A 26,267-nucleotide genomic window follows, 5' to 3' on the forward strand; every position below is an offset into this window, starting at 1 on the left:
ATGGCGGCCGCGCGCTTATCCCGGCGCTTATTTCAGATAGTCGCCCACAGGGCACAGGTTGTATTGCTTGAGAATTTTCAAAACAATAGACCCGTCTGCCTGGCGGCTTTGTTCCAGAATGCGGTACTGGGTCCGGCTGCGCTCCAGCGCTTTTTTGTAATGCTCCACTTCGCCGTCGGTCAGGCGGACGGCTTCTTCATACGGAACGTCTTCTTTCTGTTGAAAATGCAGTGTCTGGCAAAGGCACGCGGCTTTGATTCGTTTCATGAAAATCCTCCTGTTGTGAAAAAATAAAAAACGTGTGGCATGCAACCGGATTTACGCCGTCACATGCCACACGTTGTACTTATTATAATACCTGTTTGCACTTTTTTGTGCAAAGGTGTTTTTAACCAAATTTTTTTCCAGCCGGCCGGGCCGGCTTTGCCATTGTGCGCAGACGCATCAGCGACTCGCGCCATCCAGGTATTCGGCGCAGGCCAACCCCGCGGTCAATCCCTCTCCCACGGCCTTGGCCACCTGCAACGGCTGTCCGGCCATGTCACCGGCCGCGAACAGCCCCGGAATCTCCGTGCACTGCCGCCGGTCCACACAGACGTAACCGTCCTCGGTCAGGGGCAAACCCGGTACCAGGGCGCCTGCGGGTACCGATGCGCGCAGAATGAACACCCCTGTCACGGGCACAATCGAACCGCCGACGCGAACGCGCTCCACGGTTTGGCTGCCTTCCACTGCTTCCAGACGGCCTTCCAGGAATGGGATGCCGTCCGCCAGATGAGGGGGCTTTTTGGCGGCGATATAGTGCACCCGGCACCCGATGGATGCCAGAAAATCCGCCTCTTCGGGCGCGTTGGGCCCAAGGCCCCACACGGCCACATCCCGGTCCCGGTAAAGCATTCCGTCACAGGTAGCGCAGTAGGAGACGCCTCTGCCCAAAAATTCTTCTTCACCGGGAACGGCCCGCGCCTTGGACACGCCGCAGGCCAGAATTACACTGCGGGCGGTGAGGATCTCGCCGCCTGCGTTCACCAGAAATGTGTCGCCCAAGGGCATGACATTGCCCACCTGTGCCAAACGCACCTCCACGCCCAGCTGCCGCGCATGGTCGGTGAAACGGTCCATCATCTCGCCGCCGGTCAGACCCGGCATTCCCAAATAGTTGTCCACGCGTTCGGCCTTGCGCAGCAGATTGTCCCCGGCGCTCAGTACCAGCGGCTCCTTGCCGCGCTGGCGCAGATTGACGGCTGCCGACAGGCCCGCAGGTCCTGCGCCGATCACAATGCAATCCCATACTTTTTCCATACAAATCTTCCTTTCGGCCACTACAGCAGTTCGGCCAAGTCGTGAATTTCCCGGTCGGGCGTTGCCGTGCCCGGATTGGCAGCCCCGGCGCGATTGTACCACCAGCAGTGCAGCCCGGCGCGGTTGGCGCCGGCGATGTCGCTGGTCAGAGAGTCGCCAATCACCAGCGTGTGGGCAGGCTGCGCACTGGCCGCCTGCAGAACCCGTTCAAAGTAAGCGGGCTGAGGCTTCTGAACGCCCAGCGTCTCCGATACGAATACATCGGTGAAAAAAGGCGCCAGACCCGTGCGCTCCAGCCGGGGCCGCTGAATGGCTGCCGTCCCGTTGGTGATGACGTAAAGCCGGCGGGTGCGGGCCAGTTCCCGGCACACCTCCAGCGCGTGCGGCTCCAGAATCAGGCGTTCCAGACTCAGTCGGTGAAAAGAGGGGAAGAAGTCCGACGTGTCCGCCGAAAGGCCCAGTTCCCGGGCCAGCCGGGCAAAGCGGCCATGCTGGACCTGCGCCTTTTCCAGGCGGCCCTGCTCAAAAGCGCCCCACATCTCGCGGCTGATGGCCCGGTACCGGGCCAGAACCGTCTCGTCATAGGGCAGCCCTTTTTCCTGAAACAGAGCGGCCAGGGTCTGTTCTTCGTTGCGGGTGGTGTCGAACAGTGTGTCGTCCGCGTCGAACAGCAGCGTGGTGAAGCGCGCTTCCATGGAATCTCCCCCTTGGCGTTTTTTCCATTATAGCAGATTTTGCCGCCCGGAAAAAGGCGCTTGACATTCGTCTGCCGCCCCGGTAAAATAACGTTGTATTAGGCATTGCCTCGATCCACGTTTGTCAGGGAAAATTTCTGACAGACGTTTTTTGTTTTTAAGGGGTGTGATATTCTGTGGCGCAGGAAAAACGAATCCTCTCGGCGGCTGCTGTGCTGGGCGGAAACTTTTTGTACGCTTTGACGGTAAAGTTGTTCGTCCTTCCCGCGAATCTGGTCATGGGCGGCACCACAGGCCTGGGGCTGACGGCCAATTATCTGACGGGCGTTCCGCTTTCGGCGTTTGTGCTGGTGTTCAACGTGCTCATGCTGGTGCTGGGCTGGCGTGTGCTGGGACGCGCATTTGCGGTCACTACATTGGCCAGCACCTTTCTGTACCCGCTGGCACTGGAATTCTGGCAGCGGGTTTTGGGCGACTTTGTGCTGACCGATGACATCCTCCTGTGCACGGTGTTCAGCGGGCTGGGCATCGGCGTTGCCCTGGGCGTGGTCATTCGGGCGGGTGCGTCTACCGGCGGCATGGACATTCCGCCGCTGATTCTGAACCGGCTGTTCCGCCTGCCGGTTTCCGTGGGTCTGTACGGGTTCGATGTGTGCATCCTGCTTTCACAGACATTGTTCCAGCCGGCGGAAAAATTGCTGTATGGTGTACTGTTTACATTAATTTATACGCTCGTGCTGGACAAGATGCTGCTGATGGGCACCACCCGCACCGAAATCAAGGTGGTCAGCCAGAAGTCGGATGAGATCTGCGCGGCCATTCTCACGCAGGTGGACCGGGGCGTCACACTGTTGGAGGGCGAAAGCGGCTATCTGCGCCAGAAAACACAGATCGTTCTGAGCATTGTTTCCAACCGGGAGCTGCCCCGGGTGGAAAAGCTCATCCGGGCCATCGACCCCGAGAGTTTTCTGGTGATCAGCCGGGTCACCGAGGTGAAGGGCAGAGGCTTTTCCCTGAAAAAAGATTACCGGGAAGAGGCGAAACAGTAAAATAAAAAGACGGGCAATTTTTTGCCCGTCTTTTTGTTTGTGTTTATTGGAGAATGCGTGGCAAAAGGTTTTCCCCTTGCAGTTCGGCGGATACGCCAAGCCAGCCGCACACGGTGGCGGCCACTGCGCCGAATCCGTTTATCGTGCCCAGGTTCAGCCCTGCGCGAACGCTTTCACCGCACATCAGCAGCGGCACATATTCCCGGGTGTGGTCGGTGGACCGGAGAAATCCGGGGTCGCAGCCGTGGTCCGCAGTGATCATCAGCAAGTCGTCGGCGCGCAGCAAGGGCAGCAGCTGCCCCAGCGTTTGGTCAAAGGCAGAAGCCGCCCGGGCATATCCGTCGATGTTGCGCCTGTGACCGTACAGCATGTCGAAGTCTACCAGATTCACAAAGGCAAGACCGTGAAAATCCCGCTGTGCCAGCTGCAACAGCGTTTGCTCGCCCTCTGCGTTTCCGGATGTGGGAAAATGTTCGGTCACACCGCGCCCGGCAAAAATGTCGCGGATTTTTCCCACGGCCAGCACATCCAGCCCTGCGCCGGATAGGACGTCCAGCATGGTGGGGGCCGGCGGTGTCAGGGAGAAGTCATGGCGGCGGGCTGTGCGGCGAAAGTCTTCGGCACAGGTTCCCTCAAAGGGGCGGGCGATGACGCGTCCCACGCCGTGTTTTCCGGTGAGCATGGCACGGGCCGCACGGCAATATTCGTACAGCTGTTCCACCGGGACCACCGATTCGTGGGCCGCTACCTGAAATACGGAGTCCGCCGACGTATAGACGATCAGCGCTCCGGTGCGCAGGTGTTCTTCGCCGTAATCCCGCAGCACCTGGGTCCCGGAATAAGGCCTGTTGCACAGAACACCGCGGCCGGTGATGTGCTCAAATTCCCGAATGATTTCAGGCGGGAAGCCGTTGGGGTAGGTGGGCAGAGGCGTGGTGCTCTCCACCCCGGCAATCTCCCAGTGGCCGATGGTGGTGTCCTTTCCGCGGGAACATTCCCGCAGACGGGCAAAGGCACCGATGGGGGCGGAGTCTGGCAAAAGCGCATCTGCACCGTCCAGATTAAACAGCCCCATGCGGGTCAGATTGGGGCAGTGGAAATTTTGATTTTGAGCGATGGAACGCAGAGTGTTGGCGCCGCAGTCGCCAAAGTCGGCGGCGTCCGGCGCCTGTCCGACGCCGAAGGAATCTAAGACCACCACAAATACACGCTTTGCCATAATAAATCTCTCCTTTGGGTTTGATTATACGATTTTTGCACGGTTTTCACAATGCCTGCACTGAGAACGTTTGCTCATTTTCCGGCCCGGAAAGAGGAAGTTCGCGTTGACAAACCACACGGCCGATTTCATAATAAATTTAAAAAGGACCTTGCTGCAGCAGCCTTGCGCACTTTTTCAAAATGGAAAACCATGCGGTGTAAACAGGAGGAAAAAGACGATGAAACATGTTTTTTTGAATTTGAAACGATTTGATGTGCCTGCAAAGGCAGGTGGGGTGAATCGCCTGACGAGTCCGGCGGAGTGGGGATCGTTTCTGGTGAAGGCTACACAGAACGAACTGACTGCCTTTGATCCGGCACAGGTGGAGTTTGTAGACTTCTTTCCGGAAGCGCACCTGATTCCGGCAGCTGCGGCACGACAAACCGGCAGTGTTGTTCAGCTGGGGTGCCAGGGTGTCTATCGGGAGAACGTGTCTGCGGGCGGAAACTTTGGAGCCTTTACTTCCTGCCGCCCCGCGGCGGCTGCTGCTGCGCTGGGCTGTTCATGGGCACTGATCGGCCACTGTGAAGAGCGGGGCGAAAAGGCCGGTGTTCTGGCGGAAGCGGGCGTGACAGACAACGCGGCAGTGAACCGTATTTTGAACCGGGAGATCCTCTGTGCCCAGGCATCAGGTATGAAAGTGCTGTATTGCGTTGGAGAAAAGGCCGAAGAGCAGGCCGACTGGAAGGGAGTGCTGGGCGCACAGCTTCGCATTGGTCTTGCGGGTGTTGACCTGAGCCGTGTGGTGGTGGCATATGAGCCGGTGTGGAGCATCGGACCGGGAAAGACCCCGGCGGACCGGCCGTACATCGAAAAGATTGCGCGCTTTATCAAGGAACAGGTCCCGGTGGACGTGGTGTATGGCGGCGGCCTGAAAAGCGACAATGCTGCCATGCTGGCATCCATCCCGGAGATCGATGGCGGGTTGATTGCGCTGACCCGCTTTTCCGGCGAAATTGGTTTTTATCCGGAAGAGTATCTGGAGATCATCCGGTTGTATTTGAACGCGTGAGAAAAAATTTTTGACGGTTCGGGAAGTCTTGCAAAGCGGGGGAAGGAAATGGAGTGGGGGTTGTTGCTGCTGTTGGCGGCGTCATGTGCCGCCGGGTTTGTGCAGGGCGTCACGGGGTTCGGTGGCAGCATTCTTCTGATGATTTTTCTGCCTGGACTGTACGGGGTGAAAACGGCGCCGGTGATATCGGACCTGATTGTGCTTACGATGCTGGGGCTGATGGCGTGGCGCCACCGCCGTGCTGTCCGCCCGCTGTCGGTGCTGTGGCCCACGGCCATTTATCTTCTGGCCAGCAGCTGGGCCATTGAATTGGCCCGTTCTGCGCAAAATCTGGCGTGGCTGCAGATGGCGTTCGGTTCGTTTTTGGTGGGAATGGCTGCCTATCTGATGTGGCTGGCCCCCAATCTGCATCTGAAACAAAGCCTGTGGGTCTCTTTGTTCTGCGGTGCGTTTTCCGGCGTGACCGGCGGGCTGTTCGGCATCGGCGGTCCCCTGATGGCGCTGTATTTTCTGACCGTTTCCCGGGACCGAGAAGAGTATCTGGCCAACAACTGCCTGTGCCTGGTGTTGACTGTGCTGGGCAACAATGTATTGCGGATTTCCGGCGGAATGATGACTGCTGCGCTGCTCCTGCCTGTAGGAGTGGGGACGGTTGCGTCTGTGGCCGGTTGGTTATGGGGTGAAAAGGCGGCGTCCCGTATTGATGGTGCTGCCTTGAAACGGTCGATTTATCTTTTAATGGCTTTTGGCGGTGCGGTTACGCTGATCAAGGCAGTGGTGGCCTTGTGAAAGGAGTGTGCTTGCAATGGAGACACTGGCGGAGCGCCCGGTAATTGGTGTCCGGGCGATTGTGGATGGTCGGGACAGCCTGCGAACAGCGCAGTCGCAGCCAGTGCTGGATCTGACGCGTCAGGTATGCCGATTGTTGGAAGAACATGTGTTTTACGCAGATGGAACGCCGGTTCGCTGCGTGATGTCCGACCCGGTAGGAAGTTCGGTGGATGCGGTTCGCACGATGGAGGCGTTTCGGCGTCAGAACGTGGGCGCGGTGGTTCATGTAGCGCGGGCCTGGTCCTACCCCATGGAGATTTTATATGATGATGCGCAGATCCCGCAGTTGATTTGGGGCCTTTCGGGCAGCAACGCTCCCGGGACGGTGTTTATGGGAGCGCAGGCGGCTGCTGCGGCTCAGGTGGGGGTGCCTCTGTTCAAGGTGTACGGGATGGATATTCAGGATGCGGACGACGTTTCGATCCCCACGGATGTGGCAGAAAAAATCGTTCTCTTTGGTCAGTGCGCTCTGGCTGTGGCTCAGATGCGGCGAAAGGCATACTTGTGCGTGGGTACTACGTGCATGGGCATTGGCGCTGCGGGTCCGGAGCATGACTTTTACCGGCGATACCTGGGCATGCGGGTTCAGTCGGTGGATATGTCGGAAGTGCTGCGCCGCCTCAAAGAACAGGTGTATGACGAGGCGGAATATGCGAAAGCCCGGCGATGGGCTCGCTCTTTCTGTCTGGAGGGAGAAGATCCCAATCCGCCGCAGATGCGGCGCACGCAGGAAGAAAAAGAGCGGGATTGGGATGTGTGCGTCAAGATGGCTCTGATCCTGAGGGATCTGATGGATGGAAATCCGATGCTGGCCGAACAGGGATTTGCTGAAGCTGCGCAGGGGTTTGACGCGCTGACTGCCAGTTTTCAGGGGCAACGCCATTGGACTGACTGGATGCCGACCAATGACTTTGCCGAGTCGGTGCTGAATGCCGGTTTTGACTGGAACGGTCCGCGCCGGCCGCACCCGATTGCTACAGAGAACGATGCGCTGCAGGCAGCGGCCATGCTGTTCGGTGCGCTGCTTACGGGCGGCGCGCAGCTGTTCTGTGATGTGCGTGGATATTGGAGCGCTGCGGCTCTGCGTGCCCGATATGGCGATGTGCCTTCGCAGACACCGGATGGCTTTTTTTATCTGACCAATTCCGGCTCCATGGCACTGGACGGATGCATGGGCGCCCGGGAAAATGGGGCCCCTGCGATTAAGCCGTTTTGGAATTTGACGGATGAAGATGTAGCTCGCTGTCAGTCGCATGTGCAGTGGCATGCTGCCAAAAGAGCGGTGTTCCGGGGCGGCGGATTCTCGGTGAGCTTTCGGGCTGAGGGAGGAGTTCCGTTGACGATGGTGCGCCTGAACATGGTCCATAGACTGGGTCCGACACTTCAGATCGTGGAGGGATGCACGGTGAACTTGCCCGACCCGGTGGCCGACGGAGTGACGAACCGAACGGATCCTACCTGGCCGCAGGTGTTTTTCGTGCCGCGTAGCACCGACCGGCCCGCCAGTGGAAGTGTCTACCGCATGATGGAGAGCTGGGGCAGCAATCACTGTGTGTTGTGTCCGGGGCATGTGGGCGCTGCGTTTGCCACGTTGGCATCCATCTTGCGCGTTCCGGTCAGTCTTCATAATCTGCCGTTTGAGCAGCTGTTTCGGCCGGATCTCTGGAAACAGTTTGGCGCAGATGATCCCATTGGGGCCGACTTTCGGGCGTGTACGGCGTACGGGCCTCTGTACGGTGCGAAATAGACAACAAAAAACCGGTCCGTGCGGACCGGTTTTTTTATTTGTGCAGAGTTTCAGCAGCTCTGGCGACAGACCAGTTTGTAAGGCAGGTCCACCTTCAGGGGAATGCTGTGCAGTCCCTCAATGCTGTCCAGAAGGATACGCGCCGAAATATTTCCCATCTCCCACAAGGGCAGATGAATGGTGGTCAGCGCCGGCTGGATCTCCAGAGACTTGCTGATATCGCCAATGCCGATAACGGCCGGGAGTGGCTGTTGTGGCCGCAGCAGTTTCAGAGCTTCAATAAATCCGATGGCGCTCACATCGTTCACGCAGAACACAGCCGTGGGGCAGTCTTCGGAAACCAGATATTGCCGGGCTGCCTGCCGTCCACCCTCTGCAGTTTGGGGCACATCAAACACATAGGGAGTATCCATGTCCAGATTGCTGCTTTTGACCGCCTGTCGGTAGCCAAAATAGCGCACATCGCCGTTGCACTCGCCTACATAACCAATTTTCTGATGTCCTTTGGACAAAAGGTGCTGTACGGCGGTGCGTGCAATGTGCTCGCCGTTGCAGTAGATTTGATCGATCTCCATGTAATAAGGATTCATGCCCGTACAGGCGATGTGTTTGCAAATAGTGCGCAGAGACGTTAGATTATGCACGTTGCATTTTCCAATCAGCACAATGCCGTTGATATCTGCTAGGCACTGAGGATTCTGCAGCACAGTTCGCAGCATGAATGTCTCTCCCAGCTGATGTCCTGCTTTCAATACGGTACTGCGAATGCCCTCTTCGATTCGCTGATAGAATTCATCTTCCAGAGATTCCAAACCGCGCGCCATGACGATGCCGATGCGGTAAGGTCCGTGCCCACTGAAATGCGCACTTTTTCCGGTTTTCAGATGAACGGCTGCGTCGTTGCGCGCGTAGTGCAGTTTTTGCGCAGCGGACCAGATTTCCTTCTCCGCTTTTGAGGAAGCATATTTGCTTTTATTATTTAAAACACGGCTCACGGTAGAGACGGAATAGCCCGTCATTTTGGCGATTTCCTTCAATCCCATGAAAAAACCTCCCTTTTGGCTAAAACACAAACGTTTGCGCTTAGTGAATTCGCTGAATTTCGTGTTTTTTATTGTTAAAATCACTAAAATATTAAACACAAAAGCTTTAAATTATACATTATGTTGCAATAAGAGCATAGCAAATTTCGGCAAAAAACGCAATAGGTGGCAAAAAATACAAACGTTTGCGTTTATTGCAATTGCATGCCTTAAAACCCCATGCTACGATTTGGTTGTAGCGAGAGCGGGTTTACCAAGCATCAAAAAATGATTGATTTTCCCGCTATTTGAACGTTATTATGTGAAATTTGTTTGAGGAGGAAATGGTTATGAAGAAATTGCTTGCATTGGTACTGGCGCTTTCAATGGCGTTCAGCATGGTAGCCTGCGGCGGCGCAGCTTCCGGTAGCGAAGATGCCGGCGAATCTGCTTCCGGCAGCACGGGCGCAGCCACAGACGCTTCCGAAACCACGTTTGGCCTGAAGCCCTTTGAGGAACGCCAGACTCTGCGGGTAGGTTACTTCGCGGGCTCTGCTCACGCTGTCCCGTTCTACATTGCAGACGTGAAAGGCTTCTTTGACGAGCTGAACATTGATGTGGAATACGAGCCGTATACCAATGGCCCCGCCATGATGGAAGCCAGCAGCAGCTGGGACGTAGCAACGGCTGGCGCTGCGGGCGATTTGGTGGGTATGCTGGGTTATGATCTGGTGTGCATCGGTGTGGCGGACTACGAGGAAAACATGGGCCTGTTCGTACGTGCAGACGGCAACCTGGCCGATAAGAACGCCGAAGACTGGAAGGGAACCACCTGGCTGTATCCCACCGGCACCAACGCACAGATGATTCTGGGCGGCGAGCTGGAAGAGCTGGGTCTGACCTTTGATGACATCGAATCCGTCAACATGGATATCGCCAGTGCGCTGACTGCGTTCAAGGGCGGTCAGGGCGACGGCATCGCCGTGTGGAACGCCATTGCCACCTCTGCTGAGGACGCCGGCTTTGTGCGTGTGGATGACGCCGGTACGCTGGGCATCACCGTGTTCAACGGCTTTATGGCTACGCCGGAAGCGCTGTCCGAGCGCCGCGAGCTGGTCAAAGCTGCTTGGGAAGTTTATTATCTGACCTGGCAGTGGTGCAACGAGTCCGAAGAGAACATGGACGAGGCGGTTGCACTGTATCTGGAGAGCTGCGAGAACGAAGGCATCGCTTGCGATGAGCACATTGCCGAAGAGGTTATGGGCTACTATGCATGCCCGACCGTTTCCGAAGTGGCCAAGCTGATGAGCGAAGCCAGCCCCGACGATGCGGGCCTGTACACCAGCCGCGATCTGCTGCAGGCAGAGAAAGACCTGCTGGTCACTATGGACTTCCTGATCAGCATTGGCAAGTACAGCGAAGAAGACCGCAACACCATTCTGGACAACGAGATGACCGATGGTTCCATCGCTGCGGAATGCCTTGCGGATATGGACGCTCTGGGCGTGCAGTACAACTGATGGATTGAAAGACTGAAACGGCCTGCCCGCGATTTGTGTGATCGCGGGCAGACTGCTTGAAAACAGAAAGCGAGGAGGACAGCTCATGAGCTCTGTCTCTGAAGGAAACAAGCACATCACACAGGAGCAACGCATTGCCATGGTGCAGGAGCGCAAGCGCCGCACCCAACAGATGTATATGATGTTGTCGGTCACGGGCGTGGCGGTGTTCCTTCTGATCTGGGAGATCGTGTCCGATACGGGCATTGCCAACAGCCGATATCTGGCGGCGCCCAGCACTATTCTCAAACTTTTTATCACAAAACTGACCGATCCCAACCCTGACGGCGCGGTGTTGGGCGTGAATATCCTGGCCAGCCTTCAGGTTTCGCTCACGGGCTTTTTCCTGGCGATCATCATTGGCATTCCTCTGGGGCTTTTGATGGGCTGGTACGGCGGATTTGAAAGTTTTATTCGTCCCATCTTTGAATTGATTCGCCCTATTCCGCCAGTTTCCTGGATTCCGCTGACCATTGTCTGGCTGGGCATTGGTCTGCCGGCCAAGGCATTTATCGTGTTTTTCTCCGCGTTTGTTCCATGTGTCATCAATGCGTACACCGGCATCAAGCAGACCAGTCCGGTGCTTATCAATTTTGCCAAGACATGCGGCGCTTCCAATTTTACGATTTTCTGGAAGATCGGCATTCCGTCGTCCATGACCATGGTGTTCGCGGGTGTTCGTGTCGCCCTGGGCAACGCATGGGCAACACTGGTGGCCGCCGAAATGCTGGCTGCGTCCTCCGGCCTGGGCTACATGATCCTGATGGGCCGTCAGTTTGCCCGTCCGGACCTGATTTTGCTGGGCATTGTGGTCATCGGCATCATCGGCGTGATCTTCACCGCAATTCTGAGCAAGGTTGAGAACAAAGTATTGGGGTGGAAAAAATGAGTAAAAAGAGTGCAGGAGTGACCCTCAGCAAAAGCGAGCAGCAGGAGCGCGTGCGCCGCACCGTATACAAAATTCTGCCGGTCATCTCCATTCTTCTGCTGCTCACCCTGTGGGTTGTGGCTTCGGGCAACGACTCCACATCCTTTCCCTCGCCGATGGCGGTGTATGACCGCTTTTTGAAATTTATGCAAAAACCCATTCAGAAACTGAGCCTGTGGCAGCATATTCTTGCCAGTCTGGGCCGCGTTCTCGTCGCGCTGATCGCGTCCTGGGTGCTGGGCATCTCCTTCGGTATTCTGATCGGCTGGAACAAAAAGGCCAACGCGCTGCTGGGCCCCATTTTCACGGCCTTCCGTGTGGTGCCGCCTCTGGCATGGATTCCTCTGATCACCATCTGGTTCGGCACCGGTGAATTCCCGAAGATCCTGGTGGTGTTTATCGGCGCAGTTATGCCGGTTGTGGTCAATACTCAGGCGGGCATGAGCAACGTGGACCAGCAATACCTGGATGTGGGCCGCATTTTCAACGCGGACAAGTGGCAGATGCTGCTGGACTTTGCCATTCCTTCGGCTCTGGACGCCATCTTCGCAGGCGTGCGCACGTCGGCCAGCGCCGCATGGATGGTGGTTCTGGCGGCAGAGATGCTGGGCGGCAAGTCCGGTGTAGGCTTCCTGATCACGCGCGGCATGGACTCGGGCGATCTGCCCCTGGTACTTCTGTCCATGATCTGCATCGGCATCATCGGCGCGATCCTGGCGATCGCAATGCAGCTTATTGAAAGGTGGGTTTGTCCTTGGACGGTAAGAAAGTCAAGCTGAGCTTGGAACATATTTCTCAAAGCTACATTCTCAACGGCAAGGCGTTTGACGCGGTGCAGGACGTCAATTTCGACGTGTATGACAGCGAGTTTCTGGTGATTTTGGGACCGGGCTACTGCGGCAAAACAGTTTTGCTCAACATGATCAGCGGCTTGGAAGAGCCGGTGGATGGCCAGATTCGTCTGGACGGTGAGGTGATTCACGGCAGCGATTCCCGCATCGGCATGGTGTTCCAGAAAACATCGCTTCTGCCCTGGAAAACGGTAATGGAAAATGTGGAAGTCGGCCCCAAAATGGCCGGCGTCCCCAAGGAAGAGCGCCGCAAGACCGCGCAGAAATACATCAATCTGGTAGGTTTGCAGGGGTTTGAAAAAAGTTATCCCAACGAGTTGAGCGGCGGTATGAAGCAGCGCGTTGGCATCGCGCGGGCTTACACCAACAGCCCGGAGATCCTTCTGATGGACGAGCCCTTCGGTGCGCTGGACGCGCAGACGCGCTATTCCATGGAGGAAGAGATTCAGAAGATCTGGCAGAGCGAAAAGCGCACGATCATCTTTGTTACCAACAACATTGAAGAGGCGGTGTATCTGGGCGACCGCATTGTGCTGCTGAGCAACCGTCCCGCCCACGTAAAGGCCATTTATGACATCGATCTGCCGCGCCCGCGTGACACGGTGTCTCCGGATTTCCTCCGCATACGGAAAGAAATCTCTGATAATACCGATCTGGCATTGTGAGGAGGCAGAAAAATGGACAATCAGTACGTTCATAACCCCGAATACAAAGTTGAGGTGCGGAACTTAAGCAAAAATTTCGGCGATCTGCAGGTGCTGAACAACATTTCGTTCAACATTAAAAAGGGCGAGTTCGTCTGCGTCGTAGGCCCTACCGGCTGTGGCAAGACCACCTTCCTGAATCTGCTGACCCGCATCATTCAGCCTTCTTCCGGTGATTTGTACATTGACGGCAAACCGGCCGACCCCCACAAGCACAACCTGGCGTTTGTGTTTCAGGAGCCGTCTGCCATTCCCTGGAAAACCGTGGAAGAAAACCTGCGCTTCGGCCTGGAGCTGAAAAAGCTGCCCGAGGCACAGATCAAAGAGCGTGTGGAAAGCATCATCAAGCTGCTGGGTCTGGAGGAGTTTCGTCACTCCTATCCGCATCAGCTCTCCGTAAGCTGCGCCCAGCGTGTGATCATCGGCCGCGGATTTGCCATGAACCCCGATTTGCTGCTGATGGACGAGCCGTACAGCCAAATGGATATCAAACTGCGCTTCTATCTGGAAGACGAGGTTATCCGCCTGTGGAAGGAACTGGGCAGCACCGTGGTGTTTATCACGCACAACATCGAAGAGGCCACCTATCTGGCCGAGCGGATTCTGATTCTGAGCAACAAACCCACTACCATCAAAGAAGAGGTCCATGTGGACCTGCCCCATCCCAGGGACGTGACCTCTCCGGAGTTCATCAAGATCCGTAAATATGTGACCGATCAGATCAAATGGTGGTAACAAGCGATTTGTTTTTCTATGCCTCCCGGTCTGGCATTGGAATTACAGGGAAAAGAGGTAAAACGAAATGAAACTTGATTTTGAATACGGGCAGGGAATGATGAGCGCGGAACTGCCGGATACCACGGATGTGTTTATTCCGGGCGTCACCGTACCTGACCCCCCTTGCATCGAGCAGACATGGGACGCGCTGTACGACGCTACGCTGAAAAGCATCCGCAACCCCATCGGCATGCCGACGCTGACCGAACTGGCCCACAAAGGCAGCAAGGTGGTATTCGTCATTCCGGACATTGTCAAGGGAGGCAACCAGCCCACCAGCCATCGGAAAGTGGCCATTCGTGCGTGCCTGGACGAGCTGTACAGCGTGGGCGTGGAAAAGAGGGACATTTTGCTGCTGTTTTCCAATGGCCTGCATCCCCGTGCCACCGTGCCGGAGATGAAAACCATTCTCGGCCCGGAGCTGTTTAACGAATTTTATCCCAGCGGTCAGATTACCAGTCACGACTCAGAAGATTATGATCATCTGGTGGATTTGGGTTATACGGCCCAGGGCGATCATGTGATCATGAACAAGTATGTGTACGACGCAGATGTGGCCATTCTTATCGGCCACACCCAGGGCAATCCTTATGGCGGGTATTCGGGCGGATACAAACACTGCGCCACGGGAATCAGCCACTGGCGCAGTATCTCGGCTCATCACGTGCCCCAGGTCATGCATCGTCAGGACTTTGTGCCGGTGTCTACCAACAGTGAAATGCGGCATAAATTTGATCAGCAGGGCATGCTGATGGAAGAGAAAATGGGTAAAAAATTCTTCTGCTGTGACGCGGTGCTGGATACCAAATCCCGCCAGATCGAGATCAATTCCGGCTGGGCCAAAGAGATGCAGCCCATCAGCTGGAAGATGGCCGACAAACGCACCTATGTGCACTGGGCGGAAAAGAAATACGACGTAGTCGTATTCGGTATGCCCACCAATTTCCATTATGGCAACGGCATGGGGACCAACCCCATCCAGATGATGCAGGCGCTGTCCGCCCAGGTGATCCGCCACAAACGGGTGCTGGCCGACCACTGCGTGTTCATTGTATCCAGTATCTGCGACGGCTATTTCCACGACGAGCGTTGGCCCTATCTTCGGGAACTGTATGATATGTTCCAGCATGATTACATGAACATTCTGCCGGACATGAACCGGTATGGCGAGTACTTTGCCACCAAGGAGGAGTACATCCGCAAATACCGTTTTGCCAATGCATTCCATCCGTTCCATGGGTTCTCTATGATGAGCTGTGGCCACCTGGCGGAAGAGCATACCAGTGCGATTTATATTGTAGGCGCCCGGGAGCCGGGCATTGCCCGTGGCATGGGCCTGAAGACCCGCGCCACCTTTGAGGAAGCGCTGGCCGACGCCATGAAAAAGTATGTGGGCCCCAATCCCAACATTCTGGCGCTGCCCCAGACCTTTACCACGGCGGCAGTCCATCTGTGCATGAAGGACCCCAGCCAGAACAGCCATACACGCGACAATGCGCCTTCGCATCCCTGCGGCGGCTGAACAGAAACCCAAAAAGTCCCATCCACTTTTGGTGGATGGGGCTTTTTTGGGTTTACAGATGATTGGCTACTTCAAAGGCGTCCCAAATGGCGTACATAATATTGGCCACTTTGCGTGCGTCGCCCACCAGATGCAGGTCCGCTACGTCAAATTCCAGCTGGTGATACAAATCGTTCTGCTCGCGGTATCCCACGCACAGGATCACGTCGTCCGCCAAAAGCGTCTGTTCGCCCTGCGGGGTCTGTACAAGCACCCGACCGTTTTCAAAGGAGCGGACCGAGGCATTGGTGACCACAGAGATTTTTTTGTAGGGCAGAAGCGCTTCCAGCATTTCGCTGTTGGCGTGGCACAGAGGACCGTTGACCGCCAGCGGTTTGCTCAGGGCCTCGGCCAGCGTGACGTCCTTGCCCTGCTCGCGCAGCCACAGCGTTGTTTCACAGCCTACAAGGCCCGCGCCCACGATTACCACGCGCTGGCCCACCGTGGCTTTTCCGGTCAGAACATCCGCGGCCGTGTGCACATGGGCGTCATCGCCCAGCGGGAACACCTTGGGCGTGCTTCCGGTGGCAACGATCACCGCGTCGTAACCGCCGGCCAGTACCTGCGCTTTGTCCACAGGATGATTCAGCGTTACGGGAACACGCAGGCGCTCCAGCTCCTGGGCGTACCAGGCGGCCAGCGCGCGGTCATCTTCCTTGAAGTCCGGGGTGCCGCCGGGAATCAGGTTGCCGCCCAGACGGTCGCCCGCTTCAAACAAATGCGGTTCGTGCCCGCGGATCGCCAGCACCCGGGCCGCTTCGCAGCCGGCTACGCCGCCGCCCACGATCAGAACTTTTTTGGGGCGGCAAACAGGGCGGTAGGCCATGTCCCGTTCCCGGCAGGCCTGGGGGTTTACCGCGCAGTTCAAAAGCGAATACTCCTGAATGCGGCCCATGCAGCCCTCGTGGCAGGAAAGACAGGGGCGGATGGTCCGGCGAAGGCCCGCCCGCAGTTTGTTTACATAGTCCGGGTCCGCCAGCAAAGGACGCCCCAGGCTGATGATGTCGCAGGTCCCGTCCGCAATGCAGGCCGAGGCCATGTCCGGGTCATCCATGCGGCCGGCCATGAGGATGGGAACGTTCACGGTCTCCTTCATCAGCTTGGCATACTTGCGGTACAGGCCTTTCTCCTGGTACATGGGGGGATGGTTCCACCACCAGGCGTCATAGGTGCCCACGTCCACATCCAGCGCGTCGTAGCCGTATTGGACCAGAAGCTTGGCCGCTTCCACGCCCTCGTCCAGATCGCGTCCCGCTTCCTGAAACTCCTCGCCGGGCAGCGCGCCTACACGCCAGTCCTTCATCATGCTCTTGGGACTGTAGCGCAGCGCCACGGGGAAGTCTTTCCCGCAGCGTTTTTTGATTTCTTCCACAATCTCCCGGGCGAAGCGCAGCCGGTTTTCCAGGCATCCGCCGTATTCATCGGTGCGATTGTTGAACAGGGAGATGGCAAACTGGTCGATCAGGTATCCTTCGTGCACAGCGTGAATCTCCACACCGTCAAACCCGGCGCGCTGAGCGTTGTAGGCGCCGTCGCCGAATTTTTTTACGATGTAATGAATCTCGTCCTTCGTCAGTTCCCGGCAGATCTTATCCAGCCAGCGGTGGGGGATGGGCGAGGGTGCCACCGGTGGAAATTCGCCCAGGTTGGTGGGAATGGTCACGCGGCCAAATCCGCCCGACATCTGCAAAAATACCTTGGCTCCGTAGGCGTGGATGCGCTCGGTCATCTCCCGGGCGGTGCGCACAAACTGCACCGGGTTGTAGGTGGAGCAGGGGCAGTTGGGCATGCCGTGCTGTTCCACTTCGTTTTCCACAAAGGTCACTCCGGTGATGATCAGACCGGTGCCACCTTTGGCGCGCTCGGTGTAATAATCAATGCCGCGCTGGTTGAAGCCGCCTTCGGCGTCGCCCAGTCCCAGAGGCCCCATAGGGGCCATGGCAAACCGGTTTTTGATCTGGCAGGAGCCGATCTGCACCGGCGTAAACAGATTTTTCCAATGTTCGTTCATATACATCCTCCTTGGTTGACAGAATCAGACCGGGTCAATTTGCAGGCTGCCGTCTGCACTGCGGGCAAAGCCCGCCAGAAAGCGCCAGGCCAGATAGGGCTGGCGCAGATCCACCGCATGGGGAAGGTCGGCCACTGAGACAAACCGGTAAAGGCACAAGCCTGTACCGTCACAGCAGTCGAAGACGGAAAAACGTCCGTCCGCGCCTTCGCGCCGGGTAGGCGCACTCAGATCCGGAACGGGAACGCCGTTGCGCCGGGCCCAGTAATCCCGGGTTCGCTCACCCGCCTCTGCCTGCCAGGTGTTGTCCCGGTCGCCGTGAAACTGAATGACCGGAAGCCGGGTATCCCGGTTTTGTGCTTGGGCCTGCCGCATCCATTCCATGCGGCGAGCCGTCAGGGCGAAGGGCTGGGTCTCACTCAGCTGCGGGCCGTCCCAGTAGGACGGAAACAGATAACCCGAAAAGGGCGCGATGGCGGCAAACAGTTCCGCATGCAGCATGCCCATGCACTGGGTCATCAGGCTGCCCATGGAAAATCCGGCGCAGTAGACACGTCCGGGGTCGATGGGATATTTATCCAGCAGGTAGCGATACAGCCGCAGCAGGTACTCTTCGTCGCTGGGGCGGCGCTCGTCGCAGCCCGCGTTCCAAACGGCATCGGCGCTGCAATGGGGATAGACCACATAAAATCCGTATTTGGCACCCAGCTCGTGCCAGCGGCTCTGTTCGGCACAATATTTGGCCGATGTGCCGCCACCATGCAGGGCAAACAGCAGCGAAAGCCGCTGCCCGGCCGGGTTTTGCGGAGCAAATTCATACCAGGTGTGGGCCATGCCGCCATTGTCGCCCAGAAATGTCTGGTTTTCAAAACAGGTCAGGCCCATCTCCTGTTCCGTGTATTTGCGGGTCACGGTGCCGTCGCCGCCGGTGGGCCAGCGCCGCAGCCCCAGAAACAGTGCGTCCCAGGCATCTGTGCACAAAGACTGCTCCGGCTTGCGAAAGCTGCGGAAGGGGAAGCCCGCCGCACGCGCAGCCCGGCCCATGGCGCGCTCCAGCCGGGGGTCGCAGTCCACCAGCCAGGCCGGCACCGGTGCGGCGCTTTCTCCAGAGAAAGCGGCCCCTTCCAGATAGACACCGGCCAACAGGCCGCCGTGGCGCAAAGCCATGCGGGCGGCCAGCGATGCGGCACGGCCGAATCCCGCCAGATAGACGCTGGTGCGGTGTACTTTGCATCCCAACAGGTATTGCTGCGTGGCCGTGGTCAGCCAGTGGATGGAGAAAGCATCTTCATCCGGGCCCCAGCCGGACACAGGGTTGGGCAGCAGAAGGACATAGTGGTCCCGCTCGGCCCGGTCGGCCCAGCCGGTGTGCTCCAGCAGTTCTGCGGCAGAGGCTTCGTCTGCACCGTCGCGCAGCACCACCACCCCGGAAGAGCAGGGGATCACCCCCGAGGCGGGCAGATACAGATACAGGCTTCGGCGATTGCCCTGCTCGTCTGTAATCGGGGCGTCCGGGTCCGGCACGCGCCGCAGCATGGCGTCAAATTCATTCAGACATCCGGGTGCGGGTTTGCCTTTGCAAAGCTCGATGTGTTTCAGCCGACCTTTCAGCATGATGCACCCTCCGCTTCCCACAAAACGTGTTTTTCACCCGCCGGGCGGCGGAAACCATGCAAAAATTCCCAGCACGCGCGGCTCTGTTCGGTAATGGCGCCGTGGGGCATGTCCTTCATCACGGTGTAGCCTACGCGCACCTCGCCGTTCTGTCCCCGGTAGACCAGTGTGGTGAACCGGCTGCCCTGCCGGTATCCCCGTTCCGGAGTGTACCAGTTGTCTCCGGTGCGGATCTCATCCGGCGCAAAGCGGGTGGTCAGCCCCTGCGCAGGCCGCAGGGCGCAGCCGTTGACCTTCAAAAGCGGTTCCAGCTGTTCGTCCACATCCACGACGGCAGCAGGATCGTTGTCACCCACGGTGACCCAGTAGGGAAGTTCAAAGCCCGACGCTTCCAAAGAGGGGGCCACCGCGTCGTCCATGACCACGTCCGGCACGTGCACCGGCGCGTTGAAGGGGGCGATGGCGGCAAACCACTCCGGGTGCAGCGTGCCCATCTCCCGGGTGATGGAACCGCCGTTGGAAAAGCCCGTGAGGTACACCCGCGTGCGGTCCAGACCGTAGCACTGGCACAGATGGTCGATCAGCGCGCCGAAGGCGTCGGCGTCCCGGCCTGCCTGCCAGATGTTACCCGGAGAGTCCGGCGCGGCCAGCACAAAGGCGCGGGTCTCGTCGGCCAGTGTATCCCAGCCGTTTTTCTCGGCAAACAGCCAGGCGGGTTCGCCGCGGCCGTGCACGGTGAAAACCAGCGGAAGGCCGCGCGCCTGTTCTTTGCTCATGCCCTGGGGCAGATGCACAGCACAGGCGTATTCCAGGCAATTGACTGTGACAGAAGTCATTTCAAAGCGGCCGTTGGAATAGAAATCCGGACGGCCGGAGATGCGCGCCAGCGTTCCGTCCGGGCCGTTTTTCCAGCGGATCACATGGTCGAACAGACCGTTGAGAATGGCCAGCGCCAAAGCGGGTCCCTGCGGGCAGGGACCGTCGGAAACCAGCAGCTGGGCAGCGGTGGTGCCATCGGCGGCATAGCGCAGTGCTGGAATACCGCCCACCTGACACGGGGTCGGGCGCTTTGGATCGAACCCGTTGACTTCGGCGTAATGGCGCACCGCAGCGGCTGTGCCTTCCGGCGGGACATCCAGCAGCCACAGACAGGCGGGAATGTCATCGTTACAGGAATGGTAGCCTTCGCTGACGTGCTTCACCAGCCAGTGGTCCGAAGGGCGGCGTCCCGCGCTGTAATCCGCAGCCGCACCATCCACAAGGGCCGCGGCCGCAAACCGATTGGGGGCCGCGGCGGCACAGCGCCCGGCGAAAGCGGCGCCCTCACCGTAACCTACCCAATACACCATGGTCTCCCAGCACCACAGCATTCCACGCCGTCCCAGAAGGCTTTTGCCGCAGCGGCTGGCAAAGCGGTTGCGCACCTGGTCAAAGAGCTGGCCGGGCAGAGTGTCCGGCTCGGCCTGCCAGCCCTGGGGCGCAACGGGTACGATCAGCACGGCACCGTCGTATTCCGCCAAAGCCTGCCAGCCGGATGTCCGGGCGAAGCGGGCTGCACCCTGCAGGGTGGCGGCATCCTGCTGGGGCGCAAAAACAAAAATCGTCCGGGCGGGGTCATAGCAGGCCCGGGTGGACACATAGGCGTAATATTCCATTTCGGTCTCCTCCTATTATAAAAAGGAGCCGGAGCCCGTGTCAAAGGGCTCCGGCACGGCGGGGTTCATTACATGGGGAACGCGACCATGGCGCCGATGGCCAAAGCGAGAATTTGAATGAAATACATGGGCAGCGCAAATTTGAAGAACTGGGACAGTTTGTATTTGCCCATGCCCAGGATCATGGCGGGCAGGCCGTCGATGGGCAGGAAGCCGCCGCCCCAGGCCGCCGCGGTCATGGCAGCTGCCAGGCCGGTGGGATTCAGGCCCAGGCTCATGCAGGTGGCGATGCCGATGGGCGCAAAGATGAACAGTGCGCCGATGCTGGCGCCGGTCAAAGTGGCGCATGCGCTGGTCAGCAGGCAGAACACCAGCACCAGAACAAAGGGGTTGACGTTGCCGCCCATGGCGTTGGCGACCGCCTCGCCCACCATGGCGGTGAAGCCGGTGTCAGCCAGAGCACCTGCGACGCCGATGACGCTGGCCATCATCAGAATCAGCGGAGAGAAGACGTTGGCGCGCACTTCCTTGAAGTTGAACACGCCGATCAGGCACAGGAACGCGGTGGCAAGGCAGGGCAGGATATAGCCGGCCTGGCCCAGGGTGTCCAGCAGGAACATGGCGGCCACGGATACCAGGAACGCGCCGTAGGTGCAGTACTCTTTCCATTTGGGCAATGCGGGAGCGGCACTTTCTTCGTTCTCAGAGATGGAGTTGGCACCCTGAGACACGTCGTGATCCGGCAAAAAGCGATAGGCGATCAGCGCCCAGAGCAGGTAGCCGACGGACATGATGAACATCATAATGGAGAACTGCGCCATGGAAATGGTGTTTTCATAGTTGGAGCTTTCCAGCAGGGAGCTGGCCAGTCCCATGAAGAATGCGACGCTGACCGGGATCAGAGCGCGGCCGGTGGCGAAGCCCAGCGGCATCAGCAGCTTGGAGTTGGGCAGGTTTTTGTTGTAGGGGATGGAAGCCACAATGGTCAGAACCAGCATGTAATAACCGGTGGTGTTGCCCATTACGCTGGCGCCCAGCATAACAACAATCAGAAGCAGTACGTATGCCTTGAAACCGCCCTTGCCGGCCAGATCGGAAAGCAGGGATTTGATCCGGCTCATCAGGCTGGTCTTCTGCAGGCCGGCCATCACCGCCATAAAGCCGGCGATCATGATGACGTTGGAGTCGACAAAGCCGCAAAAAGCGCGTTCAATGGTGGAAACGCCCGTAAGTACCATCAGGCAGCACGCGACGAGCGGCGGTGCGCCAAAGGAAAATTTGTCGGACATGATCATGACGATCATGAGAACGACGATTGCCAAAGCGATAGTCATTTGGATGGTCATGCGAAAAACTCCTCTCTCATTTTATGTCAGCGCCCACAGCGCAGTACATCCGGAAGATACACGGTTACAGCCGGTCCGTCAGGAACCGGTAAGCGAACTGGTCCACCTGCTCGCCCAGAGAGGGGCCGTGTCCGCCGAAGGAATAGGAGACAAAGGTCGCATCCGCACCCGCGGCCAGCAACGCTTTGTAAAGCGCTTCGCTCTGAGACAGGGGAACGATGGGGTCCCGGCCGCCGTGGAACAGGCAGATGGGCGGGTTGTCCGCAGAGGCATAATGAATGGGGCTGCACTGGCGCGTCAGTTCAATGAAATGCCAGTCGGGATCGGTGGGGTCGCCGCGCTCCAGCACGGATGCCAGAGACTGCATGGTGCGGCCCGGCCCGGTATAACCCACGATCAGCGCAGGCACAATGCCCGCCTTGTCGTTGCCCACGTTTTCGATCTCGGTGCCGGTCAGGTCCTTGGGTTCGCCGGTCAGGTTGGCGGCAGCTTCCCGCAGGGACTGCTCCAGATCGGCCGGGGTGTAGAACAGGCACGCAGCCCGCACGGAACTGGACTGGTCCAGGTTTCCGCCCACGGTTCCTTCCAGTTCGGGGTGTCCAGCGCTCATGGCCACCATGGCAGCCAGGTGCGCCCCGGCAGAATTGCCCAGTACGCCGATGCGCTGGGGATCGATGTGATACTGCGCGGCATGGGCTTTCAAAAAGCGGATCACCGCTTTGCTGTCATGAATGCATGCAGGGAAAACGGCCTGGCTCACCAGACGATAGTCCGGGCACACGATGGTGTAGCCCTGTTTGGTCAGCCGCACAAGGTCACGGCAGTAAACGGCTTTCTGGGTTTTCTGCTTGTACTCGCCCCACATCCAGCCGCCGCCGAAATAGTAGACGATGCAGGGGCCGGGTTCGGTCTGATGTGCATCCTGATAAATGTCCAGGCGCAGGGTGTAGGCTTCACCGTTGTCCAGCGTAGTTTCGGCATAGACCACATCTTCAAAGCGGGGCGGCTGTTCCGGCGGGCACAGGGGTTTGACTTTCGGTGGAATGTACAAGATGTTCTCCTCCCTTATTTTTCGGATTCGTTTTGAGGCGCGCTTCCCAGTGCCATGCGCACCGCGTAATCAATGGCGTTCACCAGGCTCAGTTCGTTGCTGGTGCCTTTGCCCGCCAGGGCAAAGCCGGTTCCGTGGTCCACGCTGGTTCGAATGATGGGCAGGCCCAGCGTGACGTTCACGCCCTCCACTGCCTTCCAGCTTTTGGCCTCCCGATCGTAGACAAAGCCCACGGTTTTCAGAGGAATGTGTCCCTGGTCGTGGTACATGCACACCACGATGTCGTACCATCCGCCCAGTGCTTCCGAAAACACGCTGTCCGGCGGACAGGGGCCGATGGCGTCGATTCCTTCGGCGCGGGCCGCCTCAATGGCGGGTTTGATCTCTTCAATCTCCTCGGTGCCGAACAACCCGTTTTCGCCGCAGTGGGGGTTCAGCCCGGCCACCGCTACCCGGGGCGATGCAATGCCCATGTCCCGGCAGGCTTTGTGAGCAATTTCGATCACTTCCAGCACCCGGGCTTTTTTGACCCGGTCACAGGCTTCCCGCAACGAGCAGTGGGTGGAAACGTGTACCACCCGCAAGTCGTGATGGGCCAGCATCATGGTGTATTTTTTGGTGTGTGTGTAAGTGGCGTAGATCTCGGTGTGTCCGTCAAAGTGTGTGTACCCGTCCGAGTTGGCGCCGCCGGCCGCCTCAAGGGCCTTGTTCATGGCCTCTTTGTTCAGCGCATTGGTGCACGTGGCGTCCACCTCGCCGGCCATGGCCAGTTCAATGACTTTGCGAACGCACTGGAAGGCGGCGTTTCCACCCTCAATGCTGACCTGGCCGATGGCAAAGCGGGCGGGGTCCCGGATCAGGTCCAGGTGAAGCACGTCGATCACACCGGGTGTGAACTGTGCGCCGGCTACCTTCTGGCAGCGGTGTACGCGCATGTCCGGCCGACCGACAAAGCCTGCGGCCTGCTCGATCATTTTTGCGTCTCCCACGACGATGGGCCGGCACCGGTCGTACAGCTCCGCGTGGGCCAGTGCCTTTACAGTGATTTCAGGGCCGTTGCCCGCAGGGTCGCCCATGGTGATTCCGATGATGGGTTTCTGATTCATGTTGCTCCGCCTTTCCCAATCAGTGCATTCCTTTTTCTGCGTTCTCCGCCAGAACTTTTTTCAGCGCCTCGATGCCCTCTTCCGGCACATAGTTGAAGGGAGCGCGGCAGGGGCCCACGTTGTAGCCCAGCAGGGCCACAGCTGTTTTTACAATGGTGTTGGGGTTGCCGTATTTGAAACAGGCGCGGAAAGAAGCGATGCTGGCATTGGCCGCGATGGCCTCGTCCACTTTGCCCTGCACAAACAGATTGTAGATGGACGCCATCGTGTGGGGATAGACGTTGGCGCAGCCCGCAATACCGCCGGTGCCGCCCGCCAGCAGCGTCCAGATGATCAGCTGATCGTTGCCGGACAGCACGCTGAAACGGCCGTTGGTTTTTGTTTTGCCCGCGTCGATGTAGGCCAGAAGGTTGGCAAAGTTGCCGCTGGAGTCCTTGGCTCCCACAATGTTTTCGATCTGGGCAAGCCGCGCCACCGTGGCAGGTGCCAGGGCGTTGCCGGTGCGGGCGGGAATGTTGTACAAAACAATGGGCAGGTCCACCGCCTCGGCTACGGTCGCGTAATGGCGGTACAACTCCTCCTGGCTGGCCGCTGCGAAACTGGGTGTAATGATGGACAGAACGTCGGCTCCGGCACGCTGCGCCATGCGGCTCTGCTCGATGGTCTCACGGGTGGAGATGCAGCCCGTTCCAGCGTATACCGGCACCCGGCCGGCCGCTTGTTCGATCACGGTCTCCAGTACCAGCTGTTTTTCCGCTGCGGTGAGAATATATCCTTCGCCGTTGGTGCCGAAGGGAAACAGGGCGTGGCAGCCGTTTTCAATCATGCGGTCCACCTGCGCACGCAGCTCGGTGGTATTGACTGTTTCATCGGGGTTCATGGGCGTGAGGATCGGGGGGATGATGCCTTTGATTTCAACTTGTTTCATGATGGGTTCCTCCTCACAAAATCTGACGGTACAGCGCCCGTGCATCATCGGCGGTGACAGGCCGCGGATTGTTTACCAGCAGGCGCTGCACCTGCATGCCGGCCTCTACCAGAGCTTCCAGATCTCCGGCCGGAACGCCGAAGCTCTCCAGGCTGGTGGGAATGTCCAGATGGCGTACAATGTGCTCCAGCCGCGCAATGACCCAGGCCGATTTTTCCTCGGCAGTCTTCAGGGCGCTGCCGTCGTGGCAGCAGCGGTCGTACACCAGAGCAAACCGTTCCCGGCAGGCGGGCTCATTGAAGCGCATCACCGGCGCCAGAAGAATCGCGTTGGAAACGCCGTGGGCGATGTGGTATTTGCCGCCCAGCGGATAGCTCAGCGCATGAACAGCCGTGGTGCCTGACGCAGTAATGGCGAGGCCGCCGTAGTAAGCGGCGATCTGCATGCGGTTTTTCTCTTCCATGGCTTCGGGGTCGTCGCAGGCTTTTTCGATGTTGTTCAAAATCAGGTCCAGGCCTTCCAGAGCATAGAGATCGCTGAAGGGATTGGCCTTGTTGGAAGTAAAACATTCGATGCAGTGGGCCAAAGCGTCCACACCGGTGGCCGCCGCAATGGAGCGGGGAAGATTTTTAATCATCCGCGCGTCCAGAATGACGTAATCGGCGATCATATTTTCATTGACAATGCCTACTTTCAGCGCGCGCTCGGGCACGGCCACAATGGCGTTGGGCGTAACTTCGGCCCCTGTGCCGGCGGTAGTGGGAATCAGAAGGATGGGCACACATTTTTTGGCGCGGCCCGGCTGATCCAGCAGCTCCTTGACGCCGTACTCATCGGTGACCAGCACGCTGGCCAGCTTGGCTGCGTCCATTACGCTGCCGCCGCCACAGGCCACAATGAAATCGGCGCCGCTGTGCTTGAACTGGTCCACCATGTTCTGCACGTCGGTGTAACTGGGTTCGGCGGGAAGATCATCCAACACATCGTAGGGAATGCCAGCGGCCTGGACGGCGGCTTCGGGCAGGGCGAACAGCCCGCATTGTTCAATGCCTTTGTCGGTGAACAGGGCCACCCGGCGAGCGCCGCAGGTGCGCAGAATGGCGGTGATGTTGTCCATGGCGTTCTCTCCGCCGTATACGGCGTGAGGCATTTTCAGATTGTAAGAGGTGAGCATAAAAATCTCCTCGTATTATAAAGTAGTAGTGTTTATAGACCCTCTCCAAGGTCTATATGCTATACTGTTGGAGATACTGTGGA

23 protein-coding genes are annotated in these 26,267 nt (G+C 58.3%); 10 read left to right on the forward strand and 13 right to left on the reverse strand.

The genetic code is table 11. The features are described from left to right. Nucleotides 1–27: 27 nt before the first annotated feature. The 3 genes from WMO24_RS04575 to WMO24_RS04585 form a co-directional block, all read right to left on the reverse strand. The gene (locus tag WMO24_RS04575) at nt 28–267 is read right to left on the reverse strand and encodes a hypothetical protein (protein WP_349215140.1); all 240 of its coding nucleotides are present in this window, start codon (nt 265–267) and stop codon (nt 28–30) included. A gap of 177 nt (nt 268–444) precedes the next feature. Continuing rightward, a complete protein-coding gene (locus tag WMO24_RS04580; RefSeq protein ID WP_349215141.1) occupies nt 445–1,302 on the reverse strand; it encodes an NAD(P)/FAD-dependent oxidoreductase in 858 nt (285 codons plus the stop codon). A 20-nt stretch (nt 1,303–1,322) separates the two neighbouring features. Continuing rightward, nucleotides 1,323–1,997, reverse strand: a complete 675-nt coding sequence (locus WMO24_RS04585; protein WP_349215142.1) for a YjjG family noncanonical pyrimidine nucleotidase — start codon at nt 1,995–1,997, stop codon at nt 1,323–1,325. A gap of 176 nt (nt 1,998–2,173) precedes the next feature. On the opposite strand from WMO24_RS04585, the gene WMO24_RS04590 reads away from it, so the two are divergent. Next, a complete protein-coding gene (locus WMO24_RS04590) occupies nt 2,174–3,046 on the forward strand; it encodes a YitT family protein (protein WP_349215143.1) in 873 nt (290 codons plus the stop codon). A 43-nt stretch (nt 3,047–3,089) separates the two neighbouring features. Here WMO24_RS04590 and WMO24_RS04595 read toward each other — a convergent pair whose 3' ends face one another. Continuing rightward, the gene (locus tag WMO24_RS04595) at nt 3,090–4,265 is read right to left on the reverse strand and encodes a phosphopentomutase (RefSeq protein WP_349215144.1); all 1,176 of its coding nucleotides are present in this window, start codon (nt 4,263–4,265) and stop codon (nt 3,090–3,092) included. A gap of 220 nt (nt 4,266–4,485) precedes the next feature. Here WMO24_RS04595 and WMO24_RS04600 point away from each other — a divergent pair, with 220 nt between their 5' ends. Genes WMO24_RS04600 through fucI form a run of 3 tightly spaced genes read left to right on the forward strand, consistent with a single transcriptional unit; the run spans nt 4,486 to nt 7,897 of the window. Beyond that, on the forward strand, nt 4,486–5,319 hold the full coding sequence (locus tag WMO24_RS04600) for a triose-phosphate isomerase (protein WP_349215145.1): 834 nt from the start codon (nt 4,486–4,488) through the stop codon (nt 5,317–5,319). Nucleotides 5,320–5,367: 48 nt separating this feature from the next. Next, complete coding sequence (locus tag WMO24_RS04605; protein ID WP_349215146.1) at nt 5,368–6,108, forward strand: sulfite exporter TauE/SafE family protein; 741 nt, start codon at nt 5,368–5,370, stop codon at nt 6,106–6,108. Nucleotides 6,109–6,124: 16 nt separating this feature from the next. Then, nucleotides 6,125–7,897, forward strand: coding sequence for an L-fucose isomerase (gene fucI, locus WMO24_RS04610; protein WP_349215147.1), 1,773 nt, complete (start codon nt 6,125–6,127; stop codon nt 7,895–7,897). Nucleotides 7,898–7,947: 50 nt separating this feature from the next. On the opposite strand, the gene WMO24_RS04615 is transcribed toward fucI, so the two are convergent. Next, nucleotides 7,948–8,940: a LacI family DNA-binding transcriptional regulator gene (locus WMO24_RS04615; RefSeq protein ID WP_349215148.1), complete on the reverse strand. Its 993-nt coding sequence runs from the start codon at nt 8,938–8,940 to the stop codon at nt 7,948–7,950. Between the two features lie 329 nt (nt 8,941–9,269). Between WMO24_RS04615 and WMO24_RS04620 the strand changes: the two genes are divergently transcribed. From WMO24_RS04620 to WMO24_RS04645, 6 genes are all read left to right on the forward strand, one after another. Continuing rightward, nucleotides 9,270–10,439 (forward strand): ABC transporter substrate-binding protein, encoded by a 1,170-nt coding sequence (locus WMO24_RS04620; RefSeq protein ID WP_349215149.1) that lies wholly within the window; start codon nt 9,270–9,272, stop codon nt 10,437–10,439. An 85-nt stretch (nt 10,440–10,524) separates the two neighbouring features. Further along, nucleotides 10,525–11,367, forward strand: coding sequence for an ABC transporter permease (locus WMO24_RS04625; RefSeq protein ID WP_349215150.1), 843 nt, complete (start codon nt 10,525–10,527; stop codon nt 11,365–11,367). Nucleotides 11,368–11,384: 17 nt separating this feature from the next. Further along, entirely contained in the window at nt 11,385–12,185 is an 801-nt protein-coding gene (locus WMO24_RS04630; RefSeq protein WP_349215151.1) for an ABC transporter permease, read from the forward strand. Further along, nucleotides 12,161–12,922: an ABC transporter ATP-binding protein gene (locus tag WMO24_RS04635; protein ID WP_349215152.1), complete on the forward strand. Its 762-nt coding sequence runs from the start codon at nt 12,161–12,163 to the stop codon at nt 12,920–12,922. The genes WMO24_RS04630 and WMO24_RS04635 overlap by 25 nt, the downstream gene beginning before the upstream one ends. Nucleotides 12,923–12,934: 12 nt before the next feature. After that, on the forward strand, nt 12,935–13,696 hold the full coding sequence (locus tag WMO24_RS04640; RefSeq protein ID WP_349215153.1) for an ABC transporter ATP-binding protein: 762 nt from the start codon (nt 12,935–12,937) through the stop codon (nt 13,694–13,696). A gap of 67 nt (nt 13,697–13,763) precedes the next feature. After that, nucleotides 13,764–15,260 (forward strand): lactate racemase domain-containing protein, encoded by a 1,497-nt coding sequence (locus tag WMO24_RS04645; protein WP_349215154.1) that lies wholly within the window; start codon nt 13,764–13,766, stop codon nt 15,258–15,260. A 52-nt stretch (nt 15,261–15,312) separates the two neighbouring features. On the opposite strand, the gene WMO24_RS04650 is transcribed toward WMO24_RS04645, so the two are convergent. The 8 genes from WMO24_RS04650 to WMO24_RS04685 all read right to left on the reverse strand — a co-directional run bounded on the left by WMO24_RS04650 (nt 15,313) and on the right by WMO24_RS04685 (nt 26,184). Next, the gene (locus tag WMO24_RS04650) at nt 15,313–17,310 is read right to left on the reverse strand and encodes an oxidoreductase (RefSeq protein WP_349215155.1); all 1,998 of its coding nucleotides are present in this window, start codon (nt 17,308–17,310) and stop codon (nt 15,313–15,315) included. Between the two features lie 24 nt (nt 17,311–17,334). Then, entirely contained in the window at nt 17,335–18,924 is a 1,590-nt protein-coding gene (locus tag WMO24_RS04655; RefSeq protein ID WP_349215156.1) for a PHB depolymerase family esterase, read from the reverse strand. Continuing rightward, on the reverse strand, nt 18,918–20,579 hold the full coding sequence (locus WMO24_RS04660) for a CE1 family esterase (RefSeq protein WP_349215157.1): 1,662 nt from the start codon (nt 20,577–20,579) through the stop codon (nt 18,918–18,920). Before WMO24_RS04660 ends, WMO24_RS04655 begins: the two co-directional genes overlap by 7 nt. A gap of 68 nt (nt 20,580–20,647) precedes the next feature. Continuing rightward, nucleotides 20,648–21,925 (reverse strand): SLC13 family permease, encoded by a 1,278-nt coding sequence (locus tag WMO24_RS04665; protein WP_349215158.1) that lies wholly within the window; start codon nt 21,923–21,925, stop codon nt 20,648–20,650. 64 nt (nt 21,926–21,989) lie between these two features. Then, entirely contained in the window at nt 21,990–22,976 is a 987-nt protein-coding gene (locus tag WMO24_RS04670) for an alpha/beta fold hydrolase (RefSeq protein ID WP_349215159.1), read from the reverse strand. Between the two features lie 14 nt (nt 22,977–22,990). Further along, the gene (gene pdxA / locus WMO24_RS04675) at nt 22,991–24,082 is read right to left on the reverse strand and encodes a 4-hydroxythreonine-4-phosphate dehydrogenase PdxA (protein ID WP_349215160.1); all 1,092 of its coding nucleotides are present in this window, start codon (nt 24,080–24,082) and stop codon (nt 22,991–22,993) included. Nucleotides 24,083–24,101: 19 nt separating this feature from the next. Continuing rightward, entirely contained in the window at nt 24,102–25,010 is a 909-nt protein-coding gene (dapA, locus tag WMO24_RS04680) for a 4-hydroxy-tetrahydrodipicolinate synthase (RefSeq protein WP_349215161.1), read from the reverse strand. 13 nt (nt 25,011–25,023) lie between these two features. After that, nucleotides 25,024–26,184, reverse strand: a complete 1,161-nt coding sequence (locus WMO24_RS04685) for an iron-containing alcohol dehydrogenase (RefSeq protein WP_349215162.1) — start codon at nt 26,182–26,184, stop codon at nt 25,024–25,026. Nucleotides 26,185–26,267: the final 83 nt, after the last annotated feature.

The sequence above is a fragment of the Ruthenibacterium intestinale genome (assembly GCF_040096265.1).
GTDB classification, from domain to species: domain Bacteria; phylum Bacillota; class Clostridia; order Oscillospirales; family Ruminococcaceae; genus Ruthenibacterium; species Ruthenibacterium komagatae.

Coding starts and splice junctions, on each gene's coding strand:
- WMO24_RS04575 (WP_349215140.1), bottom strand. CDS start 267: ATGAAACGAATCAAAGCCGCGTGCCTTTGCCAGACACTGCATTTTCAA.
- WMO24_RS04580 (WP_349215141.1), bottom strand. CDS start 1,302: ATGGAAAAAGTATGGGATTGCATTGTGATCGGCGCAGGACCTGCGGGC.
- WMO24_RS04585 (WP_349215142.1), bottom strand. CDS start 1,997: ATGGAAGCGCGCTTCACCACGCTGCTGTTCGACGCGGACGACACACTG.
- WMO24_RS04595 (WP_349215144.1), bottom strand. CDS start 4,265: ATGGCAAAGCGTGTATTTGTGGTGGTCTTAGATTCCTTCGGCGTCGGA.
- WMO24_RS04600 (WP_349215145.1), top strand. CDS start 4,486: ATGAAACATGTTTTTTTGAATTTGAAACGATTTGATGTGCCTGCAAAG.
- WMO24_RS04605 (WP_349215146.1), top strand. CDS start 5,368: ATGGAGTGGGGGTTGTTGCTGCTGTTGGCGGCGTCATGTGCCGCCGGG.
- fucI (WP_349215147.1), top strand. CDS start 6,125: ATGGAGACACTGGCGGAGCGCCCGGTAATTGGTGTCCGGGCGATTGTG.
- WMO24_RS04615 (WP_349215148.1), bottom strand. CDS start 8,940: ATGGGATTGAAGGAAATCGCCAAAATGACGGGCTATTCCGTCTCTACC.
- WMO24_RS04620 (WP_349215149.1), top strand. CDS start 9,270: ATGAAGAAATTGCTTGCATTGGTACTGGCGCTTTCAATGGCGTTCAGC.
- WMO24_RS04625 (WP_349215150.1), top strand. CDS start 10,525: ATGAGCTCTGTCTCTGAAGGAAACAAGCACATCACACAGGAGCAACGC.
- WMO24_RS04640 (WP_349215153.1), top strand. CDS start 12,935: ATGGACAATCAGTACGTTCATAACCCCGAATACAAAGTTGAGGTGCGG.
- WMO24_RS04645 (WP_349215154.1), top strand. CDS start 13,764: ATGAAACTTGATTTTGAATACGGGCAGGGAATGATGAGCGCGGAACTG.
- WMO24_RS04650 (WP_349215155.1), bottom strand. CDS start 17,310: ATGAACGAACATTGGAAAAATCTGTTTACGCCGGTGCAGATCGGCTCC.
- WMO24_RS04655 (WP_349215156.1), bottom strand. CDS start 18,924: ATGCTGAAAGGTCGGCTGAAACACATCGAGCTTTGCAAAGGCAAACCC.
- WMO24_RS04660 (WP_349215157.1), bottom strand. CDS start 20,579: ATGGAATATTACGCCTATGTGTCCACCCGGGCCTGCTATGACCCCGCC.
- WMO24_RS04665 (WP_349215158.1), bottom strand. CDS start 21,925: ATGACCATCCAAATGACTATCGCTTTGGCAATCGTCGTTCTCATGATC.
- pdxA (WP_349215160.1), bottom strand. CDS start 24,082: ATGAATCAGAAACCCATCATCGGAATCACCATGGGCGACCCTGCGGGC.
- dapA (WP_349215161.1), bottom strand. CDS start 25,010: ATGAAACAAGTTGAAATCAAAGGCATCATCCCCCCGATCCTCACGCCC.
- WMO24_RS04685 (WP_349215162.1), bottom strand. CDS start 26,184: ATGCTCACCTCTTACAATCTGAAAATGCCTCACGCCGTATACGGCGGA.